Genomic DNA, 24636 nt, shown 5'->3' on the forward strand with positions numbered 1-24636 from the left:
GGCACAAGCTCATCCCGACGGTTAACCCGAAGTGTCATGGCGACACTTCGCTGCGCGCGGGCAGTTGGCCTCTCTCGGACGAGGGGGCGGCTTGCAAGAAAGGTCGAACGGAAAATGCGTGATCCTGGTGCCGGGGGAGGCCTCACATGAACGCCGATCAACTCGCCGCTGGCACGGCGCCGGCGGCGCCGAAGCAGGGGGCCGCGCCGACCTTGCGGATCCGGGCGTTGATGCTGGGCGACCGCATCAATGCTTCTGGCCTGGAGATCGGCACGCTGGTGTCCTCGACGCCCGCCGCCTTCCGCGTCCATGGCGGCCTTGCCGTGATCTTTCGCTACGGTGTCGTCGTGCTGATCGGGCTGCTTCCGTCCGAGGAGAAGGTCCTCATCGACAACCTGAGGTCACGCGTGACCGGAGAGCTCAGCCCGTACGAGGAGGAGATCGCGCAGGCGCAGCTCTGCAACGACGAAGCCGCCGAGGCGATCCAGCCGGGCGGGCCGATCTGTCTCGCCAAATTCTCCGACGACCGGCTGCTGCTGGTTGCGGATGCGCTCGCCAAGAGCACGTCGCTGGCGCGCGACGAGCGCCGTGTCGCCGCGGTCTTCGATGTGATCGAGCCGTTCGCACGGGAGCTCGCCGAGCACGGCCGCACGCCGCGCCGGCGCAAGGGCATCCTGCAACTGATCGGCAACGCATTGCTGGTGCAGCAACGCGTCGCCGGCCGCGTCGCCATCGCCGAGAAGCCCGACGTGCTCTGGGAGAAGCCCGAGCTCGATCGGCTCTATTCCCGTCTCGAGGACGAGTACGAGCTGAAGGAGCGCCTCGACACGCTCAAGCGCAAGCTCACCGCGGTGTCGGAGACCGCCAACGCACTGACCGACATCATCGACACCCAGCGCTCGCTCCGCCTGGAGATTGCGGTTGTGGTTCTGATCGTGATCGAGGTCGCGATCGGGTGCTTTCAGATCCTGACCGGCACTCACTGAGGCGCCGCGGCGTGGCTGCCATTTTGGCTGCAGTGCGCCTGCCACGCCGCGATCTCGGCAAGCTCGGCTTCTGGCCGTGTCCGGATCGTCTCGCAGCGTCCGAGATAGAGCTCTCCGGCGTCGCCCTCGATCGTCATCCACTCGCCTTCGGCAAATGCGACATTGCCGAGCTGGGCCCGCTTCGCGACAGGATCGATCTTCAGCTCACGGCAGCCGACCACGCAGGGCTTGCCCATCTGCCGCGCCACCAGGGCCGCGTGCGAGGTGCGCGCGCCGACTGACGTTACGATGCCGGCAGCAAGCGCGAAGCCTGCGACGTCGGCGGTGCTGGTATCGGAACGCAGCAGGATGACCGGCTCGCCTCCCGCCGAGAGGCTCCGGGCGCTTTCGGACGAGAACGCCGCGCGTCCGATTCCGATGCCGCCGGACGCCCCGATGCCGGTCGCTGCGGGCCTGCCCGGAGCAACCAATCTGGTTTCGGTGAGCGAGGCGAGGTCGATCTCCGTAATCCGCCCCAATGCCTCGTCTTTCGAGATCAGGCCTTCATGCACGAGGTCGATCGCGATCCTGGCGGCGGCCCGCGGCGTGCGTTTGGCGGTGCGGGTCTGGAGGATCCAGAGCCTGCCGTTCTCGACCGTGAACTCGACGTCCTGGACATCGGCGAAGGCGTGCTCGAGTCGCCTCAGGACGTCGCCAAGCTCCGATTCGAGCTGCGGCAGCTCGCGGGCGATCGCCTCGGCCGTATCTGGCGCGCGTCTTCCGGAAACGACGTCTTCGCCCTGCGCATCGAGGACGAGGTCGATCATCGGCCGCGGCGCGCCCGTCGAAGGATCGCGCGAGAAGGCCACGCCCGCGCCGGAGGCAAGACCGCCATTGCCGAAGACCATCGCCTGCACGGTCACGGCGGTACCCTCGAGCGCCTCGAGATGCTGGAGGCTTCGATAAGTCATCGCGCGCTCGCTCATCCAGGAGCGATAGACCGCTCGGGCTGCCGCCTCCAACTGCGCGAACGCGTCCTCCAGCGAGCCATCGGCGCGATCCTCGATCAGCGCCTGCTCGCGGCTGGCGAGCTGCTCGAGCGCTTCGCTGTCGAGCTCGCGGTCGCTGCCGACGTCTTCGGTTGCGACGAGCTCCGAGATGCATGCGGCAAAGGCGGCCTGGTCGAGCTCGAGCACGGTCTCGCCAAAGCTCTCCAGGAAACGGCGCCGGCAATCCCAGGCGAGCCGCGGCCGGCCGGTCGCACGGATCAGGCCGTGGACGGCATCGGGCGTGCAGCCGACATTGAGAACGGTGTCGAGCATGCCCGGCATCGATCGCGCCGCCCCCGAGCGCACCGAGACCAGCAGCGGCTGCCGGCGGTCCCCGAAGCGTTTTCCGGTAGCGCTCTCCAGGAACGAGATTCCCTCCTTCAAGCCGTCGCGCAGGTGTCGCGTGGCGTGCGCATGACCGGCAATGAGCTCGGCGCAGAGCTTGACCGGGAGCACGAAGGCAGGCGGCACGGGCAGGCCCAGCGCCGCCATGCGGGCGAGGTTGGCGGCCTTGGCGCCGATCTCTTCGGCGGGCCGCAATTCGGCGGCTTCAGCGCCGATACGGACGATATGCATGGTGGCTCCTCAAGCTGCGAGGTCGATCATGATGTGACGGCGGAGCAGATGACCGAACGCGGCGAAGCGGTCGGTGGCGCGCTCGACGGCGCGGGCGAGCTCGATCACCGACAGCGAGGTAGCGACGCCGAAGCCGCCGCTGAAGACCAGTGCGGTGATCGCGCGTTCGCGGCTGTCGGCGGCGTGTTCGGCGTCGATCAGGCGGGTCACGGCGGAGAGCGCGTCCTCGGAATCGGCGCGCCGTCCTTCCGGTACGTCGATCGCTGCGGCGACGCCGCTCGCGGCCACTTCGGTCGCGGTCTCTGCCACTGTGCAGAGCTCGGCCAGCGATGCCAGCAAGGATGGATCGGTCCTCTCCGGCATCAACGCGGCGATGAATGCAGCCTGCTCCAGTTCGTCGACCGCTTCCTCGGCACGATCGATCAATTGTCCGATCAGCGGACGGGCATTGAGGCGGTCGACCTCGTTGCGGCTCTCGATCGCGATTCTGTCGGCCTTCTGCTCGATCGCGCCGCAGCGTTGCGTCAGCAGCTTGCCGTCGGCGGGCTGGTCCGCGCGGAACGCGGCGATATGGCGCGAGATCGCCGCGACGAGATCGTGGGCGAGGCCGATCTGACGCAGCACGGCTGCCAGCAGAGCCCCGTCGACGCGATCCAGGTGCCGCATCAGATCGGCTTCGATCTGGTCGCGCACCGTCCTGACCGAGCGGCCTGCAAGCAGTGCCTCGGTGGAGGCGCGCAGAGATGCCTTCAGAAAATCGATTGCTGCGTTGCGGCCGAGCGCCTGGTCGAGCCGCTCGCCAAAGCCGATCCGGGTGGGGGCGGCGTTGCGGACTGCAGAGCCCAGCAGATCGTTGCCTCCGAGCTCGAGGAAGCCGCGATGGCCGATCCGCTGACGCGCGGCCCATTCGAGGATGCGCGCCGCGTCCTCCTTGGCAACCCAGGTCCTGAGCAGCTTGCGCGCCTTGTTCCAGTCGATCAGAAAAACCAGTGCGGCACCGACCGCCGCGAGGAATTCGTTGCGATCGGCGGCGTGTTCGGCCTGATATTGGCCGGTGACGAGATAGAAAGAGTTGTCCTCGCCGAGGCCCGCGGCGGTGTGACGATCGAGCCCGCTCCACGTCGCCTCGAATTTGTCGAACAGCGAGATGAAGAACTTCGCCCGTGCCAGATGCACGTCGGTGTAGGTGACGGTGACCGCGTTCTTCTTCACCGCGATCACGACGACATGGGCGTCCGTGGTGCCGATGTCGTTCTGGATCAGCAGCCGGCCGCCGGCGCGTGTGGCCATGGTGTCGAGGCCCGGGTGATTGAACTTGAGGCCTCGCGTCGCGTTCAGGCCCTTCATGAAGGCCGCGACCGCAGCGCGGTCTTCGCCGTGCAGACCGAAGACATGGGCGCCGTCCAGCGCTTCCTCGGAGCAACTCGACGCAAGCCTGTTGAGCTGCTTGTGCAGATCCATGACGAGGCGATGCAGGCTGTCGCCGCCTGCGTCGGCCACGCCGGTCAGGCGCGAGATGCGGGACATCTCGATTTCGCTGGTGGGATCGAGCAGGCCGGCTGTGCGGATCGCGTCGAGCCGCGCCTGCGCCCTCTCGCCTTCGCTTACGGCGCCGGCGCCGACGGCGCGGATCATGGTCGCTGCATCGTCCCCAATCTCCTGTATCAGCTTCGCAAGATCGGGGGCCGCGAGCCGGCCCTGTCCGATCAGATGGGCGCCGCCGATCAGCGCCGCGATTCCCGCGGGAGCGATGCCTGCAGTCTGACTTTCGACGACAAGGTCGTTCGCGGGCCGGTTAGGTTCCTGCGCATGCTGGGCCGCCGCCTGCAATGCGCTCATCCGCACCTTGATGCGGTCGTTGGCGGCGAGCCCTTCCGACACCAGCGCGGGCAGCAGGATGCTGCCTTGTCCGAGCTCTTCGATGATCTGGGTTTTCATGATCGGTCCGCAACCAGGGTTGATGCGTTCTCTGTGCCGCGAAACCGCGGCGGCAGCATTGCGGCAGATCATTCATAAAAGTGTCACGTGACGTGGCGGCCACGGACCAGAGCAGCGCAATGGCGCGCGATCGTCACCTCTTCATTGGTTGGAATGACGAAGATTTCGACGACGCTGTCGGCGCGATTGATGCGTCCGCGCGCCTCGTCATTTGCAGCGGCATCGATCCGCACGCCCATCCATGCGAGACGCTCGCCGATCGCGCCGCGGATCTCCTTGGCATGCTCGCCGATGCCGCCGGTGAAGACGAGGCAGTCCAGGCCGCCGAGCGTGGTCACCATCATCGCGACCTGCTGCGCCGCACGGAAGGTGAAGAGATCGACCGCTTCTCGCGCCGCAACCTCGCTGCTCGCCAGCAGCGTGCGCATGTCCGCTGAGGTGCCGGAGACGCCGAAGAGGCCTGACTCGTGATAGAGCAGATGCTGGACGTCCTCGGCCGACATTTTCTCGTGCTGTTGCAGATAGAGCAGCACGCCGGGATCGATCGTGCCGCAGCGCGTGCCCATCACGAGGCCGTCGAGCGGCGTCAGCCCCATCGTGGTGTCGATGCTGCGGCCATCGCGCAATGCGCAAAGGCTGGCGCCGTTGCCGAGATGCGCGATGACGGTGCGCCTGGCCGCGAGCTCGGGTGCGATCTCGGCGAGGCGTCCCGCGACATATTCGAATGAGAGGCCGTGAAAGCCATAGCGCCTGACGCCACGTGCCTCGAATCGCCCAGGAATGGCGAAGCGGCTCGCGGGCGGTGTGAGGCCGTGGTGGAAGGCGGTGTCGAAACACGCGATCTGCGTCAATTCGGGCCGGATCGCCGCGAGCGAACGGACCGGGGTAAGGCAGCGCGGCTGGTGCAGCGGTGCCAGCGGCGTCAATGCCTCCAGCTTCGCGGTGATGTCGTCCGTCAGGACGACCGGGCCCGAATAATCCGGCCCGCCGTGAACGATGCGGTGGCCGACGGCCCGCAGGCTGCGTTCGCCGAACCGGTCTTCGATGAAGGCGAGCACGTCGGCGAACAGATGGCCACCGCCGGCCGCGTCCGGCGTCTCCCTCCGCGTCTCGAACAGGTCTTCGCCGGCGGGGCCCTTCACCACGAGCCGGGGTCTTGCCTCGTGCTCGTCGAGCAGGCCCTTGCAGAGCAGGGAGGGCTCGGCTGCCGAGACATCGAACAGGCCGAACTTGATGCTCGACGATCCCGAGTTGAGGACGAGGATCGTGTCCGGCATGGCTAGTCGCCGGCTTCGGCCGGCGTGTTGCCGCCGGCGCTGTTCGGCCAGACCCAGTCGCGGATCTCCGGCATGTCCTCGCCATGCTCGCGGACATAGCGGGAATGTTCGATCAGTTTGTCGCGGAACTGCTGCTTCACCTGCGCGGCCCTGGTCGCCAGACCCGGAACGCGTTCGATCGCCTCGATCGCGAGATGATAACGGTCGAGCCCATTGAGCACGACCATGTCGAACGGCGTCGTCGTGGTGCCTTCCTCGGCAAAGCCGCGCACATGCATGCCGGCATGGTTGGTGCGGTTATAGGTCAGCCGGTGAATGAGATAGGGATAGCCGTGATAGGCGAAGATCACGGGCTTGTCCGACGTGAACAGCCCGTCGAAGTCGCGGTCGGAGAGGCCGTGCGGGTGCCGCTCCCTGGGTTGCAGCGTCATGAGATCGACGACGTTGACGACGCGGATCTTCAAGTCAGGCAGCGCCTTGCGCAGGAGGTCGACGGCGGCGAGCGTCTCCAGCGTCGGCACGTCGCCGGCGCAGGCCATCACCACGTCGGGCTCGCCCTTTCCGTCCTCCGTTCCGGCCCAGGTCCAGATGCCGATCCCGGCATCGCAATGCGTCGCCGCGTTCCGCATCGAGAGCCATTGCGGCGCCGGCTGTTTGCCGGCGACGATGACGTTGATGCGGTTGTAGGTGCGCAGGCAGTGATCGGCGATCCACAACAGCGTGTTGGCATCCGGCGGGAAGTAGATGCGGACGATGTCCGCTTTCTTGTTGGCGACGAGATCGACGAATCCGGGGTCCTGATGGCTGAAGCCGTTATGGTCCTGGCGCCAGACATGCGAGGTCAAGAGATAATTGAGCGAGGCGATCGGGCGCCGCCACGGCAGGTCGCGCGTGACCTTCAGCCATTTGGCATGCTGGTTGAACATGGAATCCACGATGTGGATGAAGGCCTCATAGCAGGAGAAGAAGCCGTGCCGTCCCGTGAGCAGATAACCCTCGAGCCAGCCCTGGCAGAGATGCTCGCTCAAGACCTCCATCACCCGGCCGTCCTGGGCGAGATGGACGTCGTAAGGTTCGATCGGCTCCATCCAGACGCGTTCGGTGGCTTCGAACACGGCATCCAGCCGGTTCGACGCGGTCTCGTCCGGCCCCATGATGCGGAAATTGCGCTGTTGTGCGTTGAGGCGGATGACGTCGCGCAGGAATTTGCCGAGCTCGCGCGTCGCCTCGGCGATGACGCCGCCGGGCCGCGGCACCTCGATTGCGAAGCTGCGGAAGTCGGGCAGCTTCAGCTCCTTCTTCAACAGGCCGCCATTGGCGTGAGGATTGGCGCCCATGCGGCTGATACCTTCGGGGGCGAGCGCCCGAAGCTCGGGAACGAGCGCGCCGTTCGCGTCGAACAGTTTTTCCGGCTCGTAGCTGCGCATCCAGTCTTCGAGTACCTTCAGATGCGCCGGATTTTCGCGGCAGCCGGCGACCGGCACTTGATGCGCGCGCCAAAAGCCCTCCACCTTCTTGCCGTCGACTTCCTTCGGGCCGGTCCAGCCTTTCGGGCTGCGCAGCACGATCATCGGCCAACGCGGCCGCTCGACGCCCGTGCGCCCGTCGCGGGCATGCTGCTGGATCGAGCGGATGCTGGCGAGCGCGACATCGAGTGCATCCGCCATGACACGGTGCATCAATTTTGGATCGTCGCCCGCGACGAACAGCGGCTCATGGCCGAACCCGCGGAAGAGATCGCGGATCTCCGCGTCTCCCATCCGTCCGAGCACAGTGGGGTTGGCGATCTTGTAGCCGTTGAGATGCAGGATCGGCAGCACCGCGCCGTCATGCGCCGGGTTCAGGAACTTGTTCGAGTGCCAGGACGCGGCGAGGGGGCCGGTTTCGGCCTCGCCGTCGCCGACGACACAGGCGACGATCAGATCAGGATTGTCGAATGCCGCGCCGTAGGCGTGCACCAGCGCGTAGCCGAGTTCGCCGCCTTCGTGGATCGAGCCCGGCGTTTCCGGCGCCGCATGGCTCGGAATGCCCCCGGGAAAGGAGAACTGCCTGAACAGCTTGCGCAATCCGTCCGCATCGCGCGCGATGTCGGGATAAATCTCGCTGTAGCTGCCTTCGAGATAGGTGTTGGCGATCATGCCGGGGCCGCCATGGCCGGGGCCGCAGACATAGATCACGTTGAGGTCCAGGGCGCGGATCACGCGATTGAGATGAGCATAGATGAAGTTCAGGCCGGGCGTGGTACCCCAATGGCCGAGCAAACGCGGCTTGATGTGCTCGGGCCGCAACGGCTCGCGCAGCAACGGATTATCGAGCAGGTAGATTTGCCCGACGGAGAGGTAGTTGGCGGCGCGCCAATAGCGATCAAGGAGATCGAGATCGCTGCTCGCGGCAGCTGATTGTTGTTGATTTTTCATGTTCTTGCCGATTGTTGCCGAGCTATGCCCGAGATCGTCACCAACTGTGTTCCGGCGCGATCGATCCGTGTCCGGCATCAAACGGGATCGTTGCGACAGGCATGTTGCGTGAGGTCAAAAGATCGCGCCCGAAATTTGAGCGGCACCTTTGCGTGGGTTGTTTTCCCAATTTTCGTTTGTGTTCTTGATTTGTTCCTTTTGCATGCTATCTTGGCGTCATGAGTCCAGCAGCATCCTCTCATGCTCTCAAGCACCCGCCGGTCAAGGCGCCCTCCGAGCCGGCGGGTGCGGACTCTGATTTTCCGGAACTCGGCGTCGCCATCGAGCGCGCGCGAAGGCGAGGGCGGGGGGCGCAGTCCAACGCCAGCGGCCGCTACGAGGCCGAGGCGCGCGTCGCCTTCGACGACGGCTGGCAGAGCCTGGAAGAGCTGCCGCCATTCAAGACCACGGTCGCGGTCGACACGTCGCGCAAGGTGATCACCCGCAACGATTCCCCCGATATCGGCTTCGACCGTTCGATCAATCCTTATCGCGGCTGCGAGCACGGCTGTGTCTATTGTTTCGCGCGGCCGACCCACGCCTATCTCGGCCTGTCGCCGGGGCTCGACTTCGAGTCGAAACTGTTCGCCAAGCCCGAGGCGCCGTCGCTGCTGGAGAAGGAGCTCGCCGCACCCGGCTACGAGCCGCGGATGATCGCGATCGGCACCAACACCGACCCCTACCAGCCGATCGAGCGCGAGCACAAAATCATGCGCGGCATCCTCGAAGTGCTGGAACGCGCCAGCCATCCCGTCGGCATCGTCACCAAATCGGCGTTGGTGCTGCGCGACATCGACGTTCTCGCGCGCATGGCCAAGCGCAACCTCGCCAAGGTCGCGATTTCGGTCACCTCGCTCGACCCGAAGCTGGCGCGCACCATGGAACCGCGCGCCTCGACGCCGCCGAAACGGCTGGAGGCGCTGAAGCGGCTCTCCGATGCCGGCATTCCGACCACGGTGATGGTCGCGCCCGTGATCCCCGCGCTGAACGATTCCGAGATCGAGCGCATCCTCGATGCCGCCGCCCATGCCGGCGTCAAGGAAGCCTCCTATGTGCTTCTGCGGCTGCCGCTGGAGGTCCGCGATCTCTTCCGTGAATGGCTGATGGCGAACTACCCGGACCGCTACCGCCACGTCTTCACCCTGATTCGCGACATGCGCGGCGGGCGCGACTACGATGCGAAATGGGGCGAGCGGATGAAGGGCACCGGCCCCATGGCCTGGACCATCGGCCGCCGCTTCGAGATCGCATGCGACAGGCTCGGCCTCAACAAGCGGCGCTCCAAGCTGACAACGGACCACTTTGCGCGGCCGAAGCAGAACGGCGACCAGCTCAGCCTGTTCTGAGGAGAAGGTGGAAGAGGCATGGCATGAGTCAGGAATTGGCGGCCCCAGTGCCGAGGCTCACCGTCGTCACGCTTGGCGTGAGCGACATCCGCGCCAGCATCGCCTTTTACGATGCACTCGGCTTCTCGCGCCGGCTGAAGGCAACCGGCGAGGCCGTCGCCTTCTACGATACCGGCGGTCCGGTGCTCGCCCTGTATCCGTGGGATCAGCTCGCGGCAGATGCGGTCTTGCAGGACGCGCCGAGGCCGTCGACTTTTCGCGGCATGACGCTCGCCTGGAACTGCCGGACGCGTGAGGAGGTCGATGCGGTGCTGGCCTTCGCCATCGGGAAGGGGGCCAGCTTGCTGAAGGCGGCACACGAGACCGACTACGGCGGCTATTCCGGCTATTTCACCGACCCCGACGGCCATGCTTGGGAGGTCGTGGTCGCGCCCGGTATCGAGGTGGGCGAGGATCGCCGGGTGCATCTGGCGGACTAGGACAGCCTGAATAGTGGGAATATCCTGGGTTCCCGGTTGCGCCGGCGAAGCCCCTTGCGCACGATCCCGGCCATGATTCGGGACACGTCCGCCAAGAACACAGCCAAGGATGCGCCAGAAAAGGCGTCTGCGAAGAAGGCTGCGTCTGCCAAGCCGGCTGAGACACCTGCGGCCAAAACATCTGCAGTCAAGGCTCCCAGGGTTCCTGCCGGCAAGAAAGCCATCATTGCCATTGCTCCCCCCAGCTTCCGCCGCGAGCGCGCGCTCATCAAGCGCGGCGTCTGGCCGGTTGCCGGGTGCGACGAGGCCGGCCGCGGCCCGCTGGCGGGCCCCGTCGTTGCGGCCGCGGTCATTCTCGATCCCGACCGCATTCCGCGCGGCATCGATGATTCCAAGCGGCTGACTGCCGAGGAGCGCGAAAGGCTGTTCGACAAGATCTGCGCCACCGCGCAGGTCTCGGTCGCCGTCGCCTCGCCCTCGCGGATCGACCGCGACAACATCCTGCGTGCCTCGCTGTGGGCGCTGAAGCGCGCCGTGGTGGCGCTGCCCGATGCGCCCAGGCACGTCTTCGTCGACGGCCGCGACCGGCTCGACACCGAATGCGATTGCGAGGCCGTGATCGGCGGCGACGGCATCGTGCTGTCGATCGCCGCGGCCTCCATCGTCGCCAAGGTCACGCGCGACCGGCTGATGTGCGCGCTGGCGCAGGATTGCCCCGGCTACGGCTTCGAGCAGCACAAGGGCTACGCCGTCCCCGAACATCTCGAGGCGCTCGACCGCCTCGGCCCCTCCGTCCACCACCGCAGCTTCTTCGCCCCCGTCGCCGCCGCCCGTGCCAAGCACATGCCGTGGACCGTCGAGCCGGTGCAGGACTTGTTCTCGGTCACGGAGGTCGAGGTGCGGGTAGAAGCGCAAATCGAGATCGACGCTCCCACGGGCCTCTAGCTTCCATGGCCGCCGCGGAGCTCTTCGCCTCTTCCGCAAGTGGGGAGAGGGACAAGAGACGCGGTTGCCACGGCGCGTGACGCCGATTATCAAAACGGATGTGAGCGAAAAGGGCCGGCTGGACTGGCTGCATCATTCGGACGTTGCATGCGGTTTACCTCCCTGGTCATCGAGCTCATTCGCGCCCGGCCGCGGCTGATCGTGTGGATTGCCGTGCTGCTCCAGGCTTTGATGTGGCTGTTCGTGGCGCTGGTGTTCTACCGCAGCCCGCCCGGCAACCTCGCGACCCTCCTGGCCTTCGGCAGGGAATACCAGGTCGGCACCGATCTCGGCCCGCCGCTACCGGTCTGGCTCGCCGACATCGCCTATCGCGCCGCCGGCGGCCACATGCTGGGCGTCTATGTCCTCGCCCAGCTCTGCGAGATCACGACCTTCATCGCGCTCTATCATCTCTCCCGTGCCGTAATCGGCTCGCAGCAGGCGGTGCTCGCCGTGCTGCTGACGATGACAGTGCTGGCCTTCTCCTCGCCTGCGCTCGACTTCGGCCCCCTGGTGCTGGCGCGGCCGCTCTGGGCGCTACTCCTGCTGCATTCCTGGCAGATCATCGGCCAGCGCCGCGGCAATGCCTGGTTCGCCTGGTCGATCGAAGCAGGCCTTTTGCTTCTGACGACACCGGCGGCGATCTTTCTCCTCCTGCTGATCGTCGTCTTCGCGGTCTCGACCGCCGGCGGCCGGCGGACGCTGCGCGGGCTCGATCCGCTATTTGCACTGATCGTCGTCGCCGTGCTGGCGCTGCCCTATGCGGTCTGGCTGATGCGGGCCGAGACGTTGACGATACCGACCTTGCCGCAAGTCGCCGAGCTCGACGCCCGCGCGCTGCATGCGGCTTGGCTGTTCGGCGGACTCATGCTCGGGGCTGCTGCGATCCCGGCGCTGACCTTCCTCAACACCGGGCTGTTCGACGGCAAGAGCGAGGAACCGCCGATCATCTGCCGCCCGCCGGTCGAGCCGCTCGCGCGCAACTTCGTCTATTTCTTCGCGCTGGCTCCGCCGCTCGGCGCGGTGCTGATCTCCGGCCTGCTCGGGCTCGACTCCGTCATCGGCGGCGCCGGTGTCGTGCTGGTCATGCCCGGGCTTGCCGTGGTCGTTGCGGCCGGCGATCTCATCGCGATGCGCCGCACGCGGATGCTGCGTACGGTATGGGCTGCTGCCATCATCGCGCCCGCCGCCGGCGTGGTGCTCGCCGTCCTGTTCCTGCCCTGGACCGGCGCCAACGAGATTGCGACCTCGATGCCGGCGCGCGCGATCTCGGATTTCTTCGACGAGAGCTTTGCCCGTCGCACCAACCATCGCCTGCGTGCCGTCGCCGGCGAGACCCAGCTCGCCAGCCTGATCGCGCTGCACTCCGGCCGGCCGCATCTGTTCATCGATGCCGATCCTGCGCGCACGCCGTGGATGAATCAGACCAAATTCAGCGAGACCGGCGGCGTCGTGGTCTGGCGCGCCTCCGATACCGCCGGCACCCCGCCGCCGGACATCCTCAAGCGCTTTCCCGGCATCGTGCCGGAAGTCCCGCGCGCCTTCGAATGGCTGGTGACGGGCCGCCAGCAGCTGCTGCGTATCGGCTGGGCCATCGTTCGGCCGAAGGGGACGTGACGCTCACGTGCCCCGGACGCTGCGCAGCAGGAAGTGGTGCGCTGCAGAGCCGGGGCCTATCTTGCCGCACGGTACGTGGTGCGCTTTGGATCCCGGCTCTGCGGAGCGTCACTACGTGCCGCACCGCGTCCGGGACACGAGAGCATCAACCCGCCAGCGCTTTCGCGATCGACCGCAGATCCTGCCAGGCCAATCGCTTGTAGGATGGCGAGCGGAGCAGATAGGCCGGATGGAACGTCGGCAGCGCGCGGATGGTCCGCCCGCCGGCGTCGTAGTCGAACCAGCGTCCGCGGGTCCGCATGATGCCCTCGCGCGTTCCGAGCAGCGTCTGCGTCGAGGGATTGCCGAGCGTCACCAGCACGTCCGGGTTCACGAGTTCGATCTGGCGCTGGATGAAGGGCAGGCAGATTTGCGTCTCCTGCGGCGTTGGCGTGCGGTTGCCGGGCGGTCGCCAGGGAATGACGTTCGCGATGTAGGCGGTGGTACGGTTGAGCCCGATCGCGCCGATCATGAGGTCGAGCAGCTTGCCGCTGCGTCCGACGAAAGGCAGTCCCTCGATGTCCTCGTCGCGGCCCGGCGCCTCGCCGACGAACATGATGCGCGCCTGCGGATTGCCGTCGGCGAACACCAGCCGCGTTGCGGTGTGCTTCAGCGCGCAGCCCTCGAAACCCTGCATCAGTTCGCGCAACGCCTCGAGTGTCGGCGCGGTGCGCGCGGCCTCGCGTGCGGAAGCGATCGCGACATCAGGCGCAGGCGCCGCTTCGCCGCGCATGACCGCGGGCGCGGCGCCCGGCCGCGGCGCCTCGACCGGAGGTGCCGCGCGCGGTGCCGGCGGGGGGGCATCCAATTCCGCCAGGCGGTCGATCGGCTCCTCCACGAGCGCGCAGTCGACACCGGCCTCCAGATAGAAGGCGAGAAGCTCGCGGACGGTGGGTGCGGGTTCGGGGATCATGGGAAAGTCTGACTTTTATATCACCTTGGACGGTCTTGCACCCCGGCGAAACGCATTTCCGAGGTTGTCCTGTCCGGAAAAATCGGAAACAAGGGGGCGCAAACGACCGAGGACCGTCTCAAGGGCTGAGATCAGATGAGCACCGAAGAACTTCCCCCGCGCGAATCCATGGAATTCGACGTCGTCATCGTCGGCGCCGGCCCTTCCGGCCTGTCGGCCGCGATCCGGCTGAAGCAGCTCAACGCCGATCTCAACGTCGTCGTGGTGGAGAAGGGCTCCGAGGTCGGCGCGCACATTCTCTCGGGCGCCGTGATCGATCCCGCGGGCCTCGACAAGCTGATCCCGGACTGGCGCGAGGATGCCGACTGCCCGCTCAAGACCCAGGTGAAGGATGACCGCTTCTACTGGATGACGGCTGGCGGTGCGATCAAGCTGCCGAATTTCATGATGCCGCCGCTGATGAACAATCATCACTGCTATATCGGCTCGCTCGGCAATGTTTGCCGCTGGCTCGCGCGCAAGGCGGAGGCGCTGGGCGTCGAGATCTATCCAGGCTTTGCCGCCGCCGAGGTGCTCTATGACGAGGAGGGCAAGGTCAAGGGCATTGCCACCGGCGACATGGGCATTGGCCGCGACGGCAAGCCGAAGGACTCCTATACCCGTGGCATGGAATTGCTCGGCAAGTACACGCTGTTCGCCGAAGGCGCCCGCGGCAGCCTGACCAAGCAGCTGATCGCGAAGTTCGCGCTGGATGCCAAGAGCGAGCCGGCGAAGTTCGGCATCGGCCTCAAGGAGGTCTGGCAGATCGACCCGGCGAAGCATCAAAAGGGGATGATACAGCATTCCTTTGGCTGGCCGCTCGACATGAAGACCGGCGGCGGCTCTTTCCTCTATCACTACGACGAGAATCTCGTCGCCGTCGGCTTCGTCGTGCATCTGAACTACGACGATCCCTATCTTTCGCCGTTCGACGAGTTCCAGCGCTTCAAGACCCACCCCTCGATCCGCGGTACCTTCGAAGGCGCCAAGCGCCTCGCCTACGGTGCGCGTGCCATCACCGAGGGTGGTTATCAGTCGGTGCCGAAACTCAGCTTCCCCGGCGGCGCGCTGATCGGTTGCGCGGCCGGCTTTGTCAACGTGCCGCGCATCAAGGGCGTGCACAATGCGATGGGCACCGGCATCCTTGCGGCGGAGCACGTCGCTGCAGCGCTCGCCGCCGATCGCGCCAATGACGAACTCGTCGAGTACGAGAACGCCTGGCGCTCGTCCTCCGTTGGCAAGGACCTGTTCCTGGTGCGCAACGTCAAGCCGCTGTGGTCGAAGTTCGGCACCGTGCTCGGCGTCGCGCTCGGAGGCTTCGACATGTGGTGCAACTCGCTGTTCGGCACCTCGCTATTTGGGACCCAGTCGCACGCCAAGCCCGATCGCGCCACGCTCGATCCGGCCAAGCAGCATGCTCCGAAAAACTACCCGAAGCCCGACGGCAAGATCACTTTCGACAAGCTGTCCTCGGTGTTCCTGTCCAACACCAATCACGAGGAGGACCAGCCGGTCCATCTGAAGGTGGCGGACATGAACCTGCAGAAGACCTCCGAGCATGACGTCTTCGCCGGCCCCTCGAATCGCTACTGCCCGGCCGGCGTCTATGAATGGATCGAGGAAGGCTCTGGCCCGCGCTTCCAGATCAATGCCCAGAACTGCGTTCATTGCAAAACCTGCGACGTGAAGGACCCCAACGGCAACATTACCTGGGTTCCCCCGGAGGGCGGCGGTGGCCCGAACTACGAAGCGATGTAAGACGGGCCACAAAAGGTGACCTGACGCACGTTCGCGTGAGGACCCGGCTGCGGCCACCCGCCGCGGCCACGATAAGGCCATAGTAGCGGCGTCTTGGGGCGCCCGTGGCGGATTCATTTGGCCGATTTGGGCGTGCGGAGGGGGATCGCCCGGTCCGAATCCTTGCGGCGAAGCGCCAAAAGCGGCATTGTCGGCCTGACGGTTCCGGGTCCCGATGCCACCGGCCGCGTTCGCATGCGACACGGCCTTCTGCTGCAACCCAGGCACTACCAACTCAAGGCGAGCCCTGATGTTTTCAAATCGTTTCAACCGCTGGACTGCCGCTGCCATCGCCCTCATGGGCACTGCGCTCGTGGCCGTCCCCGGTGCGGTCCTGGCGCAGACGCCGGATCACCCGGAGAACACGGCGGCGCAGTTTCCGACCCGAAACGATCTGAAGTCGCTTACCGGCGCCGGCAGCTATCTCGCCGCCCGCCACGCCAGCGTCGAGCGTGACGCGGCCTCCGCCGCCGCATTCTACCGTTCGGCGCTCCGCACCGATCCGAAGAACAACGAACTGCTCGACCGCGCCTTCATCTCGTCGGTCGCCGACGGCGACATCGACGAAGCCGTCAAGCTCGCCGAGCGCATCCTCACCATCGACAAGACCAACCGCGTCGCGCGTCTCGTCGTCGGCGTGCATGATCTCAAGCTGAAGAAATATGCGGCCGCGCAGACCAATATCAACCAGTCGATCCGCGGCCCGATCACCGATCTCGTCGCCACGCTGCTGTCGGGCTGGGCCGCCTATGGTGCCGGCGATGCCAAGGGTGGTGTCGCCACCATCGACAAGCTGGCAGGCCCCGAATGGTATCCGCTGTTCAAGGATCTTCACGCCGGCATGATCCTGGAACTCTCCGGCAGGGAGAAGGACGCCGGCACCCGCTTCGAGCGCGCCTACAAGCTCGACGATTCCATGCTCCGCGTGACCGAGGCCTATGCGCGCTGGCTCTCGCGCAACAAGGATTCCGCCGCCGCGACCACCGTCTATCAGGCCTTCGACAAGAAGCTCGCGCGCCATCCGCTGATCCAGCAAGGTCTGCGCGAGACCAAGGCCGGCAAGAAGATGCCGCCGCTCGTCGATTCCGCACAAGCCGGCGCCGCCGAAGCGCTCTATGGCATCGGCGCCACGCTGACCCGCCGCGGCGGCGAGGACCTGGCGCTGGTCTATCTCCAGCTCTCGCTCTATCTCCAGCCGACGCATCCGCTGGCGTTGCTCTCGCTCGCCGATCTCTATGAATCGGTGAAGCGGCCGCAGATGGCGATCAAGGTCTATGAGCGCGTGCCGTCGACCTCGCCGCTCAAGCGCAACGCGCAGATCCAGCTCGCCATTGATCTCGATTCCGCCGACCGCACCGACGAGGCGATCAAGATTCTCAAGGGGGTCACCACGGAGGATGCCAAGGACCTCGAAGCTATCATGGCGCTCGGCAACATCGAGCGCGGTCGCAAGAGGTTCGGCGACTGCGGTGCGACCTATTCGCAGGGCATCGACGTGCTGCCTGCGGGCAACGACAAGGCCAACAGCGTCTGGTACTATTATCGCGGTATCTGCGAGGAGCGCTCCAAGCAGTGGGCCAAGGCCGAGGCCGACATGAAGAAGGCGCTGGAGCTCCAGCCCGACCAGCCGCACGTCCTCAACTATCTCGGCTATTCCTGGATCGACCAAGGCGTGAATCTCGACGAAGGCATGAAGATGATCAAGCGCGCCGTCGAGCAGCGTCCCGACGACGGCTACATCGTCGATTCCCTCGGCTGGGCCTATTACCGCATCGGCAATTACGAAGAGGCGGTGAAGAACCTCGAGCGCGCGATCGATCTCAAGCCCGAGGATCCCACCATCAACGACCATCTCGGCGACGCTTATTGGCGCGTCGGCCGCACGCTGGAAGCAAAGTTCCAGTGGTCGCATGCGCGTGATCTCAAGCCCGAGCCGGAAGAACTGCCGAAGATCGAGGCCAAGATCGCCAATGGCCTCTCGGAGGACAATTCGAACTCCTCGGCGGCGCAGGCCGAGAAGAAGAAGGACGACGGCAAGGGCGGCTAGTCCGGGTGAAGTTGGGGGCGTGTCGCCGATGCCGGCGTTGATTGAAGAGGGGCGGGCGAAGGTCAACTTGAGCCTTCGCGTCGTCGGTCGTCGTGCCGACGGCTATCATGATCTCGAAAGCGTAGTTGCGTTTGCCGACTGCGCCGACCGGCTGACGCTGGAGCCGGGAGCCGAGCTGAAGCTCACCACCACCGGGCCGCTGGCCGCGGCCTGCGGCGACACAACCGACAATCTCGTGTTCAAGGCCGCCAGGCTTCTGGCCGAGGCCGTGCCGGGCCTGAAGCTGGGCGCCTTCGCGCTCGACAAGGTGCTGCCGGTGGCGGCCGGCATTGGCGGCGGCTCGGCCGACGCCGCGGCGGCGCTGCGGCTCCTGGCGCGTCTCAACAATCTGTCGCTCGACGATTCCAGGCTGCAGAAGGTCGCGCTCGCGACCGGCGCCGACGTGCCGGTGTGCCTGGTTTCTCGTGCCTGCGACATGACCGGTGTCGGCGAGCAGTTGCTGCCGCTCGCGTTGCCGAGCATGCCCTGCGTGATGGTCAATCCGCGCGTGCCTGTCGCCACCAAGGACGTGTTCCAGGAGCTCGGCCTGCGCAATGGCGAGCTCCTGGTCGGCGCCACCTCGGTCCTCGGGGCTCCGGCCTGGCCGGAGGAGGGCGGATCAATCGCCGATTGGGTCGATGTTCTCGAAACCGTCGCCAACGATCTCGAAGCCCCCGCACTGCGGATCGAACCCGTCATCGGCGAGGTGCTGAAAGCCTTGCGCGACTCCTCCGGCGTCAAGCTCGCCCGCATGTCCGGCTCCGGCGCGACCTGCTTTGCGATCTATGGCGCGGCAAACGAGGCGCATGCCGCTGCCGAGAAGATCCGGCGCGATCACCACGGCTGGTGGGTGCATGCGGGGACCTTGAGCTAGGTCTGTTCGTCATTGCGATGGAGCTGCGTAGCCCGGATGAGCGAAGCGATGTCCGGGATTCTTCATGGCGGCTTCCCGCATGTCGCTGCGCTCATGCGGGCTACAAGATGAGCTAGGCTACGCCTTCCGCGGCCAATCCCAGAAACTGCCGGATCTCGCCCAGCACCTGCTGCGGCTTGTCGTGCTGCAGCCAGTGTCCTGCGCCCGCGATGGTCTCGATGCGCGCCTGCGGGAAGTACCGCTCCAGGCCTACCGCCCTGGCGCCGGCGAGAAAGCTTTCACCGGCATTGAGCAGCAGCGTCGGACACGTGATGCGCGACCAGAGCTCGATGTGATCGTCAGGCCAGAGCCGGTGCGGCGCAGCGGCGCGCTGATAGGGATCGAACTTCCAGCTATAGGTGCCATCCTCGTTCTGCCGCGCACCATGCGTTGCAAGATGCAGGGCGAGCTCGCGGGACAGGCGCTTGTTGTGAAGCATCATCTGCGCGGCGGCGTCCTCGAGCGTGGCATAGCGGCGCGGCGTACGGTCGTGCAGTCTGTCGAGCTGGCCGACCCATTTGCCGATGCGCTCATGCACCGGCGGCTTTGCTGTATCCGGCAACATGGTCACGCCGTCGAGGACGACGAGTTTCGTGACCTGCTCGGGGAATGAGCCCGAAAAGATCAGGCTCACCATGCCGCCCATCGAATGGCCGATGAGAGTGACTTGAGGTGCTGCGATATTGCGGACGAGCTGGGCGAGATCGTAGACATATTCCGTCAGCGCGTAGCTGCCGCCTCGGGTCCAGTCGGAATCGCCGTGGCCGCGCAGATCGGGCGCAACCACGTGAAAATGCGGCTGCAACGATCGGGCGATGACGTCCCAGCTCCGGCAATGGTCGCGCCCGCCATGGACCAGGATGAGAGGCGGCGCGCTCTCATTGCCCCAATCGGCGAAATGCAGCCGCAGGCCGTGAGACTCGTAGAAACGGTCTTGCGGGGGGCTAGCCATTTGCCGGACGCCGCGCCAATGCGAGCGAGAGGCCGAGGCTGGCGATGAAGACGCCGGAGCCATGGGTGAGGTGCCGCATCAGATGCGGCCTTCCGGTCAGCTGCGTACGTGTCGCGGAGGCCATCAGCACCACCGCGACGTCGGCGAGCGTGTTCAGCGTGACCGATATCGCACCGAGCATGAGGAATTGCAGCGTCGGGTTCGATCCCGAGGGATCGAGGAATTGCGGAATGAAGGCGAGGAAGAATGCCGCGGTCTTCGGGTTCAACGCTTCGACCAGCACGCCGTCGCGGAAGGCACGCTTGTCGCCGACGGCTCCGCTCTCGAGCGCCCGCGCGCGACCGGCGCTGCGAAACGTCTCGATCCCAAGCCAGACCAAGTAAAGCGCGCCGACGAATTTCACGGCGGCAAACAGTTCCGAGCTGGCCAGGATGATCGCGGAGATGCCGAGGCTGCCCGCGACGACATGAACGAGCCCGCCGAGCGCCGTCCCTGCAGTCGATGCGAAGCCGCAGGCGCGTCCCTCCGACAGGGTCCGTGCAGCGACGTAGAAAATGCCGGGGCCCGGAACGGCGGCAATGAGACAGGCTGCGGCCAGGAACGGCCAGAAGTTCGTTTCGATCATCCTGTTTTCGTAACGGAGCGAGCGGCGATTGCAAGGCCTCTCGCTCAACCCATCCGGCGGAAGATCACGCTGGCATTCACTCCGCCGAAGCCGAACCCGTTGGAGATGGCGCTCTGCATCGGCATTGCTCTCGCTGCGCCGGCAACGATGTCGATGCCTTCAGCTCCGGGATCCGGATTTTCGAGATTGAGTGTCGGCGGCGCGATCTGGTCGCGTAGGGCGAGTACGGTGAAGATCGCCTCCAGGCCGCCGGCGGCGCCAAGCAAATGACCGGTGGCCGATTTGGTTGCGCTGACAGCGATGCCGCGGTTACGGCCGAACAGCGCGCCGATCGCGCCAAGCTCGCTCTCGTCGCCGGCTGGCGTCGAGGTCGCATGTGCGTTCAGGTGCTGCACATCGGCGGGCGCAAGGTTCGCCTGCCGAAGCGCGATCGCCATGGCGCGTCGGGCGCCCTCGCCATCCGGTGGACCCGACGTCATGTGATAGGCGTCAGCCGTCGTGCCGTAGCCGACGATCTCGGCGGTCGGCAAGGCACCGCGCGCCAGCGCATGCTCCAGCGCCTCGATCACGAGAATGCCCGCGCCTTCGCCCATCACAAATCCGTCGCGATCGCGATCGAACGGGCGCGAGGCGCGGGTGGGCTCGTCGTTGAAGCCGCCCGACAGCGCGCGGGCCGCGGCGAAGCCGCCGAGGCTGACGATGTCGATGCAGGCTTCCGCGCCGCCGCAGATCGCGACATCGGCCTCGCCGGCGCGGATCATCCGCGCTGCATCGCCGATCGCCTGCACGCCGGCGGCACAGGCGGTGACCGGTGTGCCGAGCGCGCCCTTGTAGCCGTATTTGATCGAGACGTGCCCCGCGGCGAGGTTGGCGAGGAACGAAGGGATCGTGAACGGGGAAAGCCGGCGCGCGCCGCGGTGCTCGGTGATGCGCACCGCTTCCGCCATCGCCGGGAAGCCGCCGACGCCGGAAGCGATGATCGTCGCGGTCCGCTCCAGCGCCGCCGCATCCTGCGGCGTCCATTTGGCCTGCGCGACCGCTTCTGCAGTGGCGAGCAGCGCAAACAGGATGAAGCGGTCCATCTTGCGCTGGTCTTTCGGCGCCGCGGCCTGCGCCGGATCGAATCCGCCCTCAGCGTCATCGACCTTGTCGGGCACGAGGCCGGCAATGCGTGCCGGCAGCGCCTGTGCCCATTCGGGTAGCGGGCGCAGCCCGCTTTGGCCGGCGAGCAGACGCCGCCACGACAGTTCGACACCGCAGCCGAGCGGCGACACCGCACCCATGCCGGTCACGACGATACGACGCATGTCAGTCTCCAGCCGGCGCGACGGCCGGGTTCATGGCCCTCAGCGAAGCGAGCCGCGCGCGCATCCCGCGGCTGGCGCGGGGACCGGGAATGGCGATCGTGTTGGCGAGCGTGATTGGCCGCATGTCGGTCACGTCGACCACGATCGGATCGAACGGGCGAGCGTCGCTCCGGTTCGCCAGCACGATGGATGGGCCTTTCGGCGCGAGATGCTTGTTGCCCCAGGCGAGCAGCGCCACGACGACGGGAAAGAAATCCCGCGCCTTGTCCGTCAGCACATATTCGTAGCGTGGCGGGCGCTCGTTGTAGCGGCGGCGGATGAACATGCCGCTCTCGGTGAGATGGGCGAGGCGCCGCGACAGGATGTTCGGCGCGATGCCGAGGCTTTCCGAGAACTCGTCGAACTTCGTCGCGCCCTGAAACGCGTCGCGCAGGATCAGGATGCTCCACCATTCGCCGACCGTCTCCACGGCGCGGCCGACGGGGCATTCCTGGATGGAGGAGGATTTGGGCTGCATAGTGGGAGGTTAGGGCAATCACTTGCAAAATGCAAGTTAATGGATGGGCCCAAGCATGCGGAGCGAATGAAGCTGGCTTCTGCTGGTGACGCGAAGCGCAGTTGCTGGACAGACGCTCTCGTGCCCCGGACGCAGCGCAGCGCCTCTTTGCGGTGCGCTGCAGAGCCGGGGCCCATACTGCTGATCGTTGGATGTCGCATGGGTCCCGGCTCTGCGCAGCAGCGTTTCACGCTGCAGCGCGTCCGGGACACGAGAGCGAGCGATACCGTCGCGCCATACTCCGTCATAAGCAATCCAGGTCGTATCCGCGGCGGGATTCTGGATTGCTTCGCTGCGCTCGCAATGACGGGTGGAGACAGCGCGCACTTGTCCGTCACCGGCACCCTGAGGCGCTCGCCTCTTCGGCGAGCCTCAGGATGACGGAGTAGGCAACAGTGCGAAAATCGGGAAGTACGTCAGCCAGTCGCCTAATGCGACCGTGCGAGGCAGAACGCCACGACCTGCTCCAGCGCGCTCTTCATCGGCGAGGGCGGGAACAGCGCGAGTGCGTCGACGGCCATGGCGCCATAGTGCTGGGCGCGGCTGAGCGTGTCCTCGAGCGCGCGGTGCTTGTTCATCAGGCCGATGGCGTGATCGAGATCGCTGTCGCCGATCTCGCCGCGCTCCAGCGCGCGGATCCAGAATGCGCGCTCGGTGTCGTTGCCCCTGCGGAAGGCGAGCACGACCGGCAAGGTGATCTTGCCTTCGCGGAAATCGTCGCCGGTGTTCTTGCCGAGCTTGGCGCTCTTGCCGCCATAGTCGAGCACGTCGTCGACGAGCTGGAAGGCGATGCCGAGATTCATGCCGACCGAGCGGCAGGCGGTCTGCTCGGCCTTCGGGCGGTTGGCGATGACAGGGCCGACCTCGCAGGCGGCTGCGAACAATTCGGCGGTCTTGCCGCGGATCACGGCGAGATATTCGTCCTCGGTGGTCGCGGTGTTCTTGGCGGCGGCCAGCTGCATCACCTCGCCCTCGGCGATGGTGGCGGCGGCCGCGGAGAGGATGTCGAGCGCGCGGAGCGAGCCGACCTCGACCATCATGCGGAAGGCCTGGCCGAGCAGGAAGTCACCGACCAGCACGCTCGCCTCGTTGCCCCAGAGCATGCGCGCCGAGAGCTTGCCTCGGCGCATCTCGCTCTCGTCGACGACGTCGTCGTGGAGCAGGGTGGCGGTATGCATGAACTCGACGGAGGCGGCGAGCTTGATATGGCCGTCGCCGGCATAGCCGGCGAGGTTGGCCATGGCGAGGGTCAGCATCGGGCGCAGGCGTTTGCCCCCGGAGGAGATCAGATGGTTGGCGACCTCGGGGATCATGGTCACGTCCGAACCGGTCCGCGACAGGATCGTGGCGTTGACGCGCTCCATATCGGGGGCGACAAGGGCAACCAGCTCTTCGATCGACGCGCCGGGAGTTTCGAAAGGTACGATGACGGCCACGCCGGTCTCCAATATTTGCCCCGGAAGGGCTATTCTGATGGAAAGACAATAGAAACTGGCGGCGAATGCGGCAAGGCCCGCGGAACCATTGACATTTGCCGTTGCCCCCCTTTCAGGCAGGAGATCTGCATTTTGCGTGAACTGGTTCGGACCAATGACATGGTGCTGGTGTCGGCGATTGGCGCGCTGCTCGACGGCGCCAACATCCATCACCTGGTGCTGGACCAGAACATGAGCATCATCGAGGGCTCGCTCGGCATATTGCCGCGGCGGATCCTGGTTCACGAGGACGATGCCCAGGAGGCTAGGGCGCTCCTCACCGAAGCCGGCCTCAGCCACGAATTGCGCGGCGATGATTGAGGCCGCAGATATTACCGAGGACGCCTTTCTCGGCGGGCAGTTGCGCTTGATGCAGAAGCGATCCGGCCATCGCGCCGGGCATGACGCCATTCTGCTTGCGGCGGCGACCGACGCCCGGGCGGGAGACCGCGTGGTCGATTTCGGCGCCGGCGTCGGCACGGCCGGACTGGCGCTGGCGCGGCGCGTCGCCGGGATCCGGCTCAGCCTGGTCGAGATCGATCCGGAGCTGGCCGAACTCGCGCGCGGCAACGCGGCGGCGAACGGGATGGCCGCCGAGACGATCGTGCTCGACGTCACCGCCGAGGCGCAGGCCTTTGCGTCAAACGGGCTGTCGCCCGACAGCGTGGATGTGGTGTTGATGAATCCGCCGTTCAACGATCCGGCCCGACATCGCGGCTCGCCGGATCGGGCGCGTCACACCGCGCATGTGGCGACGGAAGAGACCCTGCATGCGTGGGTGCATGCAGCGCGCCGTATCCTTCGATCCAATGGCGTGCTGACCTTGATCTGGCGTGCAGATGGAATCGCTGAGGTCCTGGCAGCGCTGTCACGCGGCTTCGGCAGCCTCTCGATCCTGCCGGTTCACGGCGAGGCGGGGCGGGCCGCGATCCGCGTGCTGGTGCGTGCGGTGAAGGGTGGCCGGGCCCCGACGCGACTGCTGCCGGGCCTCGTGCTCAACGACGAGTCAGGCTTGTCCAAGAGCGAGGTGACTGAGATTCTGGAAGGGCGAGCGGCCTTGCCGCTGGTGGAACCGTGAGGGCTTACCGGGGAAGCGATTCCGACTGCTGCTCTTGCGGGGACGTGAGGCGGATCGCCATGAATAGCGCACCGATCAGCAGCATCAGCAGATAGATTTTCATGGTGTTCTCCGCTGCCTCATTGCAGCCTCCCAACGGGGAATCTGCAAAACACGTTCCGGGCACTTC

At 66.1% G+C, this 24636-nt stretch carries 20 protein-coding genes; 10 read left to right on the forward strand and 10 right to left on the reverse strand.

Translation table 11 applies throughout. The annotated features are described in order from the left end of the window. The first annotated feature begins 146 nt into the window (after window positions 1-146). The gene (locus XH87_RS29250) at window positions 147-986 is read left to right on the forward strand and encodes an RMD1 family protein (protein WP_271589902.1); all 840 of its coding nucleotides are present in this window, start codon (window positions 147-149) and stop codon (window positions 984-986) included. On the opposite strand, the gene XH87_RS29255 is transcribed toward XH87_RS29250, so the two are convergent. From XH87_RS29255 to XH87_RS29270, 4 genes are all read right to left on the reverse strand, one after another. After that, a complete protein-coding gene (locus tag XH87_RS29255; RefSeq protein ID WP_271589903.1) occupies window positions 980-2590 on the reverse strand; it encodes a PEP/pyruvate-binding domain-containing protein in 1611 nt (536 codons plus the stop codon). The genes XH87_RS29250 and XH87_RS29255 overlap by 7 nt on opposite strands. Window positions 2591-2599: 9 nt before the next feature. Further along, window positions 2600-4528: a hypothetical protein gene (locus tag XH87_RS29260; RefSeq protein ID WP_271589904.1), complete on the reverse strand. Its 1929-nt coding sequence runs from the start codon at window positions 4526-4528 to the stop codon at window positions 2600-2602. An 83-nt stretch (window positions 4529-4611) separates the two neighbouring features. Next, window positions 4612-5805: an acetate/propionate family kinase gene (locus tag XH87_RS29265; protein WP_271589905.1), complete on the reverse strand. Its 1194-nt coding sequence runs from the start codon at window positions 5803-5805 to the stop codon at window positions 4612-4614. Between the two features lie 2 nt (window positions 5806-5807). Then, window positions 5808-8222 carry a phosphoketolase family protein gene (locus tag XH87_RS29270; RefSeq protein ID WP_271589906.1) on the reverse strand — a complete coding sequence of 805 codons (2415 nt, stop codon included), beginning with the start codon at window positions 8220-8222 and terminating at the stop codon, window positions 5808-5810. A 218-nt stretch (window positions 8223-8440) separates the two neighbouring features. On the opposite strand from XH87_RS29270, the gene XH87_RS29275 reads away from it, so the two are divergent. The 4 genes from XH87_RS29275 (at window position 8441) to XH87_RS29290 (ending at window position 12687) form a co-directional block, all read left to right on the forward strand. Then, window positions 8441-9607 (forward strand): PA0069 family radical SAM protein, encoded by a 1167-nt coding sequence (locus XH87_RS29275; protein WP_158671892.1) that lies wholly within the window; start codon window positions 8441-8443, stop codon window positions 9605-9607. A 23-nt stretch (window positions 9608-9630) separates the two neighbouring features. Next, window positions 9631-10086 carry a VOC family protein gene (locus tag XH87_RS29280; RefSeq protein ID WP_197967985.1) on the forward strand — a complete coding sequence of 152 codons (456 nt, stop codon included), beginning with the start codon at window positions 9631-9633 and terminating at the stop codon, window positions 10084-10086. A 72-nt stretch (window positions 10087-10158) separates the two neighbouring features. After that, complete coding sequence (locus XH87_RS29285) at window positions 10159-11031, forward strand: ribonuclease HII (protein WP_271589907.1); 873 nt, start codon at window positions 10159-10161, stop codon at window positions 11029-11031. Between the two features lie 147 nt (window positions 11032-11178). Then, window positions 11179-12687 (forward strand): glycosyltransferase family 39 protein, encoded by a 1509-nt coding sequence (locus XH87_RS29290; RefSeq protein WP_271589908.1) that lies wholly within the window; start codon window positions 11179-11181, stop codon window positions 12685-12687. Window positions 12688-12832: 145 nt separating this feature from the next. On the opposite strand, the gene XH87_RS29295 is transcribed toward XH87_RS29290, so the two are convergent. Continuing rightward, window positions 12833-13639, reverse strand: coding sequence for a uracil-DNA glycosylase (locus tag XH87_RS29295; protein WP_271589909.1), 807 nt, complete (start codon window positions 13637-13639; stop codon window positions 12833-12835). Window positions 13640-13774: 135 nt separating this feature from the next. Here XH87_RS29295 and XH87_RS29300 point away from each other — a divergent pair, with 135 nt between their 5' ends. The 3 genes from XH87_RS29300 to XH87_RS29310 all read left to right on the forward strand — a co-directional run bounded on the left by XH87_RS29300 (window position 13775) and on the right by XH87_RS29310 (window position 18435). Then, the gene (locus XH87_RS29300) at window positions 13775-15436 is read left to right on the forward strand and encodes an electron transfer flavoprotein-ubiquinone oxidoreductase (protein ID WP_271589910.1); all 1662 of its coding nucleotides are present in this window, start codon (window positions 13775-13777) and stop codon (window positions 15434-15436) included. Between the two features lie 289 nt (window positions 15437-15725). Further along, window positions 15726-17522 carry a tetratricopeptide repeat protein gene (locus XH87_RS29305; protein WP_085973531.1) on the forward strand — a complete coding sequence of 599 codons (1797 nt, stop codon included), beginning with the start codon at window positions 15726-15728 and terminating at the stop codon, window positions 17520-17522. Window positions 17523-17550: 28 nt separating this feature from the next. Next, window positions 17551-18435, forward strand: a complete 885-nt coding sequence (locus tag XH87_RS29310) for a 4-(cytidine 5'-diphospho)-2-C-methyl-D-erythritol kinase (RefSeq protein WP_271589911.1) — start codon at window positions 17551-17553, stop codon at window positions 18433-18435. Between the two features lie 112 nt (window positions 18436-18547). On the opposite strand, the gene XH87_RS29315 is transcribed toward XH87_RS29310, so the two are convergent. From XH87_RS29315 to XH87_RS29335, 5 genes are all read right to left on the reverse strand, one after another. Next, window positions 18548-19426 carry an alpha/beta fold hydrolase gene (locus XH87_RS29315; RefSeq protein ID WP_271589912.1) on the reverse strand — a complete coding sequence of 293 codons (879 nt, stop codon included), beginning with the start codon at window positions 19424-19426 and terminating at the stop codon, window positions 18548-18550. After that, window positions 19419-20051 (reverse strand): LysE family translocator, encoded by a 633-nt coding sequence (locus tag XH87_RS29320; protein WP_271589913.1) that lies wholly within the window; start codon window positions 20049-20051, stop codon window positions 19419-19421. Before XH87_RS29320 ends, XH87_RS29315 begins: the two co-directional genes overlap by 8 nt. Before the next feature lie 44 nt (window positions 20052-20095). After that, the gene (fabF, locus tag XH87_RS29325) at window positions 20096-21358 is read right to left on the reverse strand and encodes a beta-ketoacyl-ACP synthase II (protein WP_271589914.1); all 1263 of its coding nucleotides are present in this window, start codon (window positions 21356-21358) and stop codon (window positions 20096-20098) included. 1 nt (window position 21359) lies between these two features. Continuing rightward, the gene (locus tag XH87_RS29330; protein WP_271589915.1) at window positions 21360-21875 is read right to left on the reverse strand and encodes a winged helix-turn-helix transcriptional regulator; all 516 of its coding nucleotides are present in this window, start codon (window positions 21873-21875) and stop codon (window positions 21360-21362) included. Window positions 21876-22342: 467 nt separating this feature from the next. Continuing rightward, a complete protein-coding gene (locus tag XH87_RS29335) occupies window positions 22343-23350 on the reverse strand; it encodes a polyprenyl synthetase family protein (RefSeq protein WP_158669111.1) in 1008 nt (335 codons plus the stop codon). A 132-nt stretch (window positions 23351-23482) separates the two neighbouring features. On the opposite strand from XH87_RS29335, the gene XH87_RS29340 reads away from it, so the two are divergent. Further along, window positions 23483-23710, forward strand: a complete 228-nt coding sequence (locus XH87_RS29340; protein ID WP_008131471.1) for a putative signal transducing protein — start codon at window positions 23483-23485, stop codon at window positions 23708-23710. Next, window positions 23703-24467, forward strand: a complete 765-nt coding sequence (locus tag XH87_RS29345) for a tRNA1(Val) (adenine(37)-N6)-methyltransferase (protein ID WP_271589916.1) — start codon at window positions 23703-23705, stop codon at window positions 24465-24467. Before XH87_RS29340 ends, XH87_RS29345 begins: the two co-directional genes overlap by 8 nt. Window positions 24468-24636 lie beyond the last annotated feature (169 nt).

The organism is Bradyrhizobium sp. CCBAU 53415 (genome assembly GCF_028128735.1).
Taxonomy (GTDB): domain Bacteria; phylum Pseudomonadota; class Alphaproteobacteria; order Rhizobiales; family Xanthobacteraceae; genus Bradyrhizobium.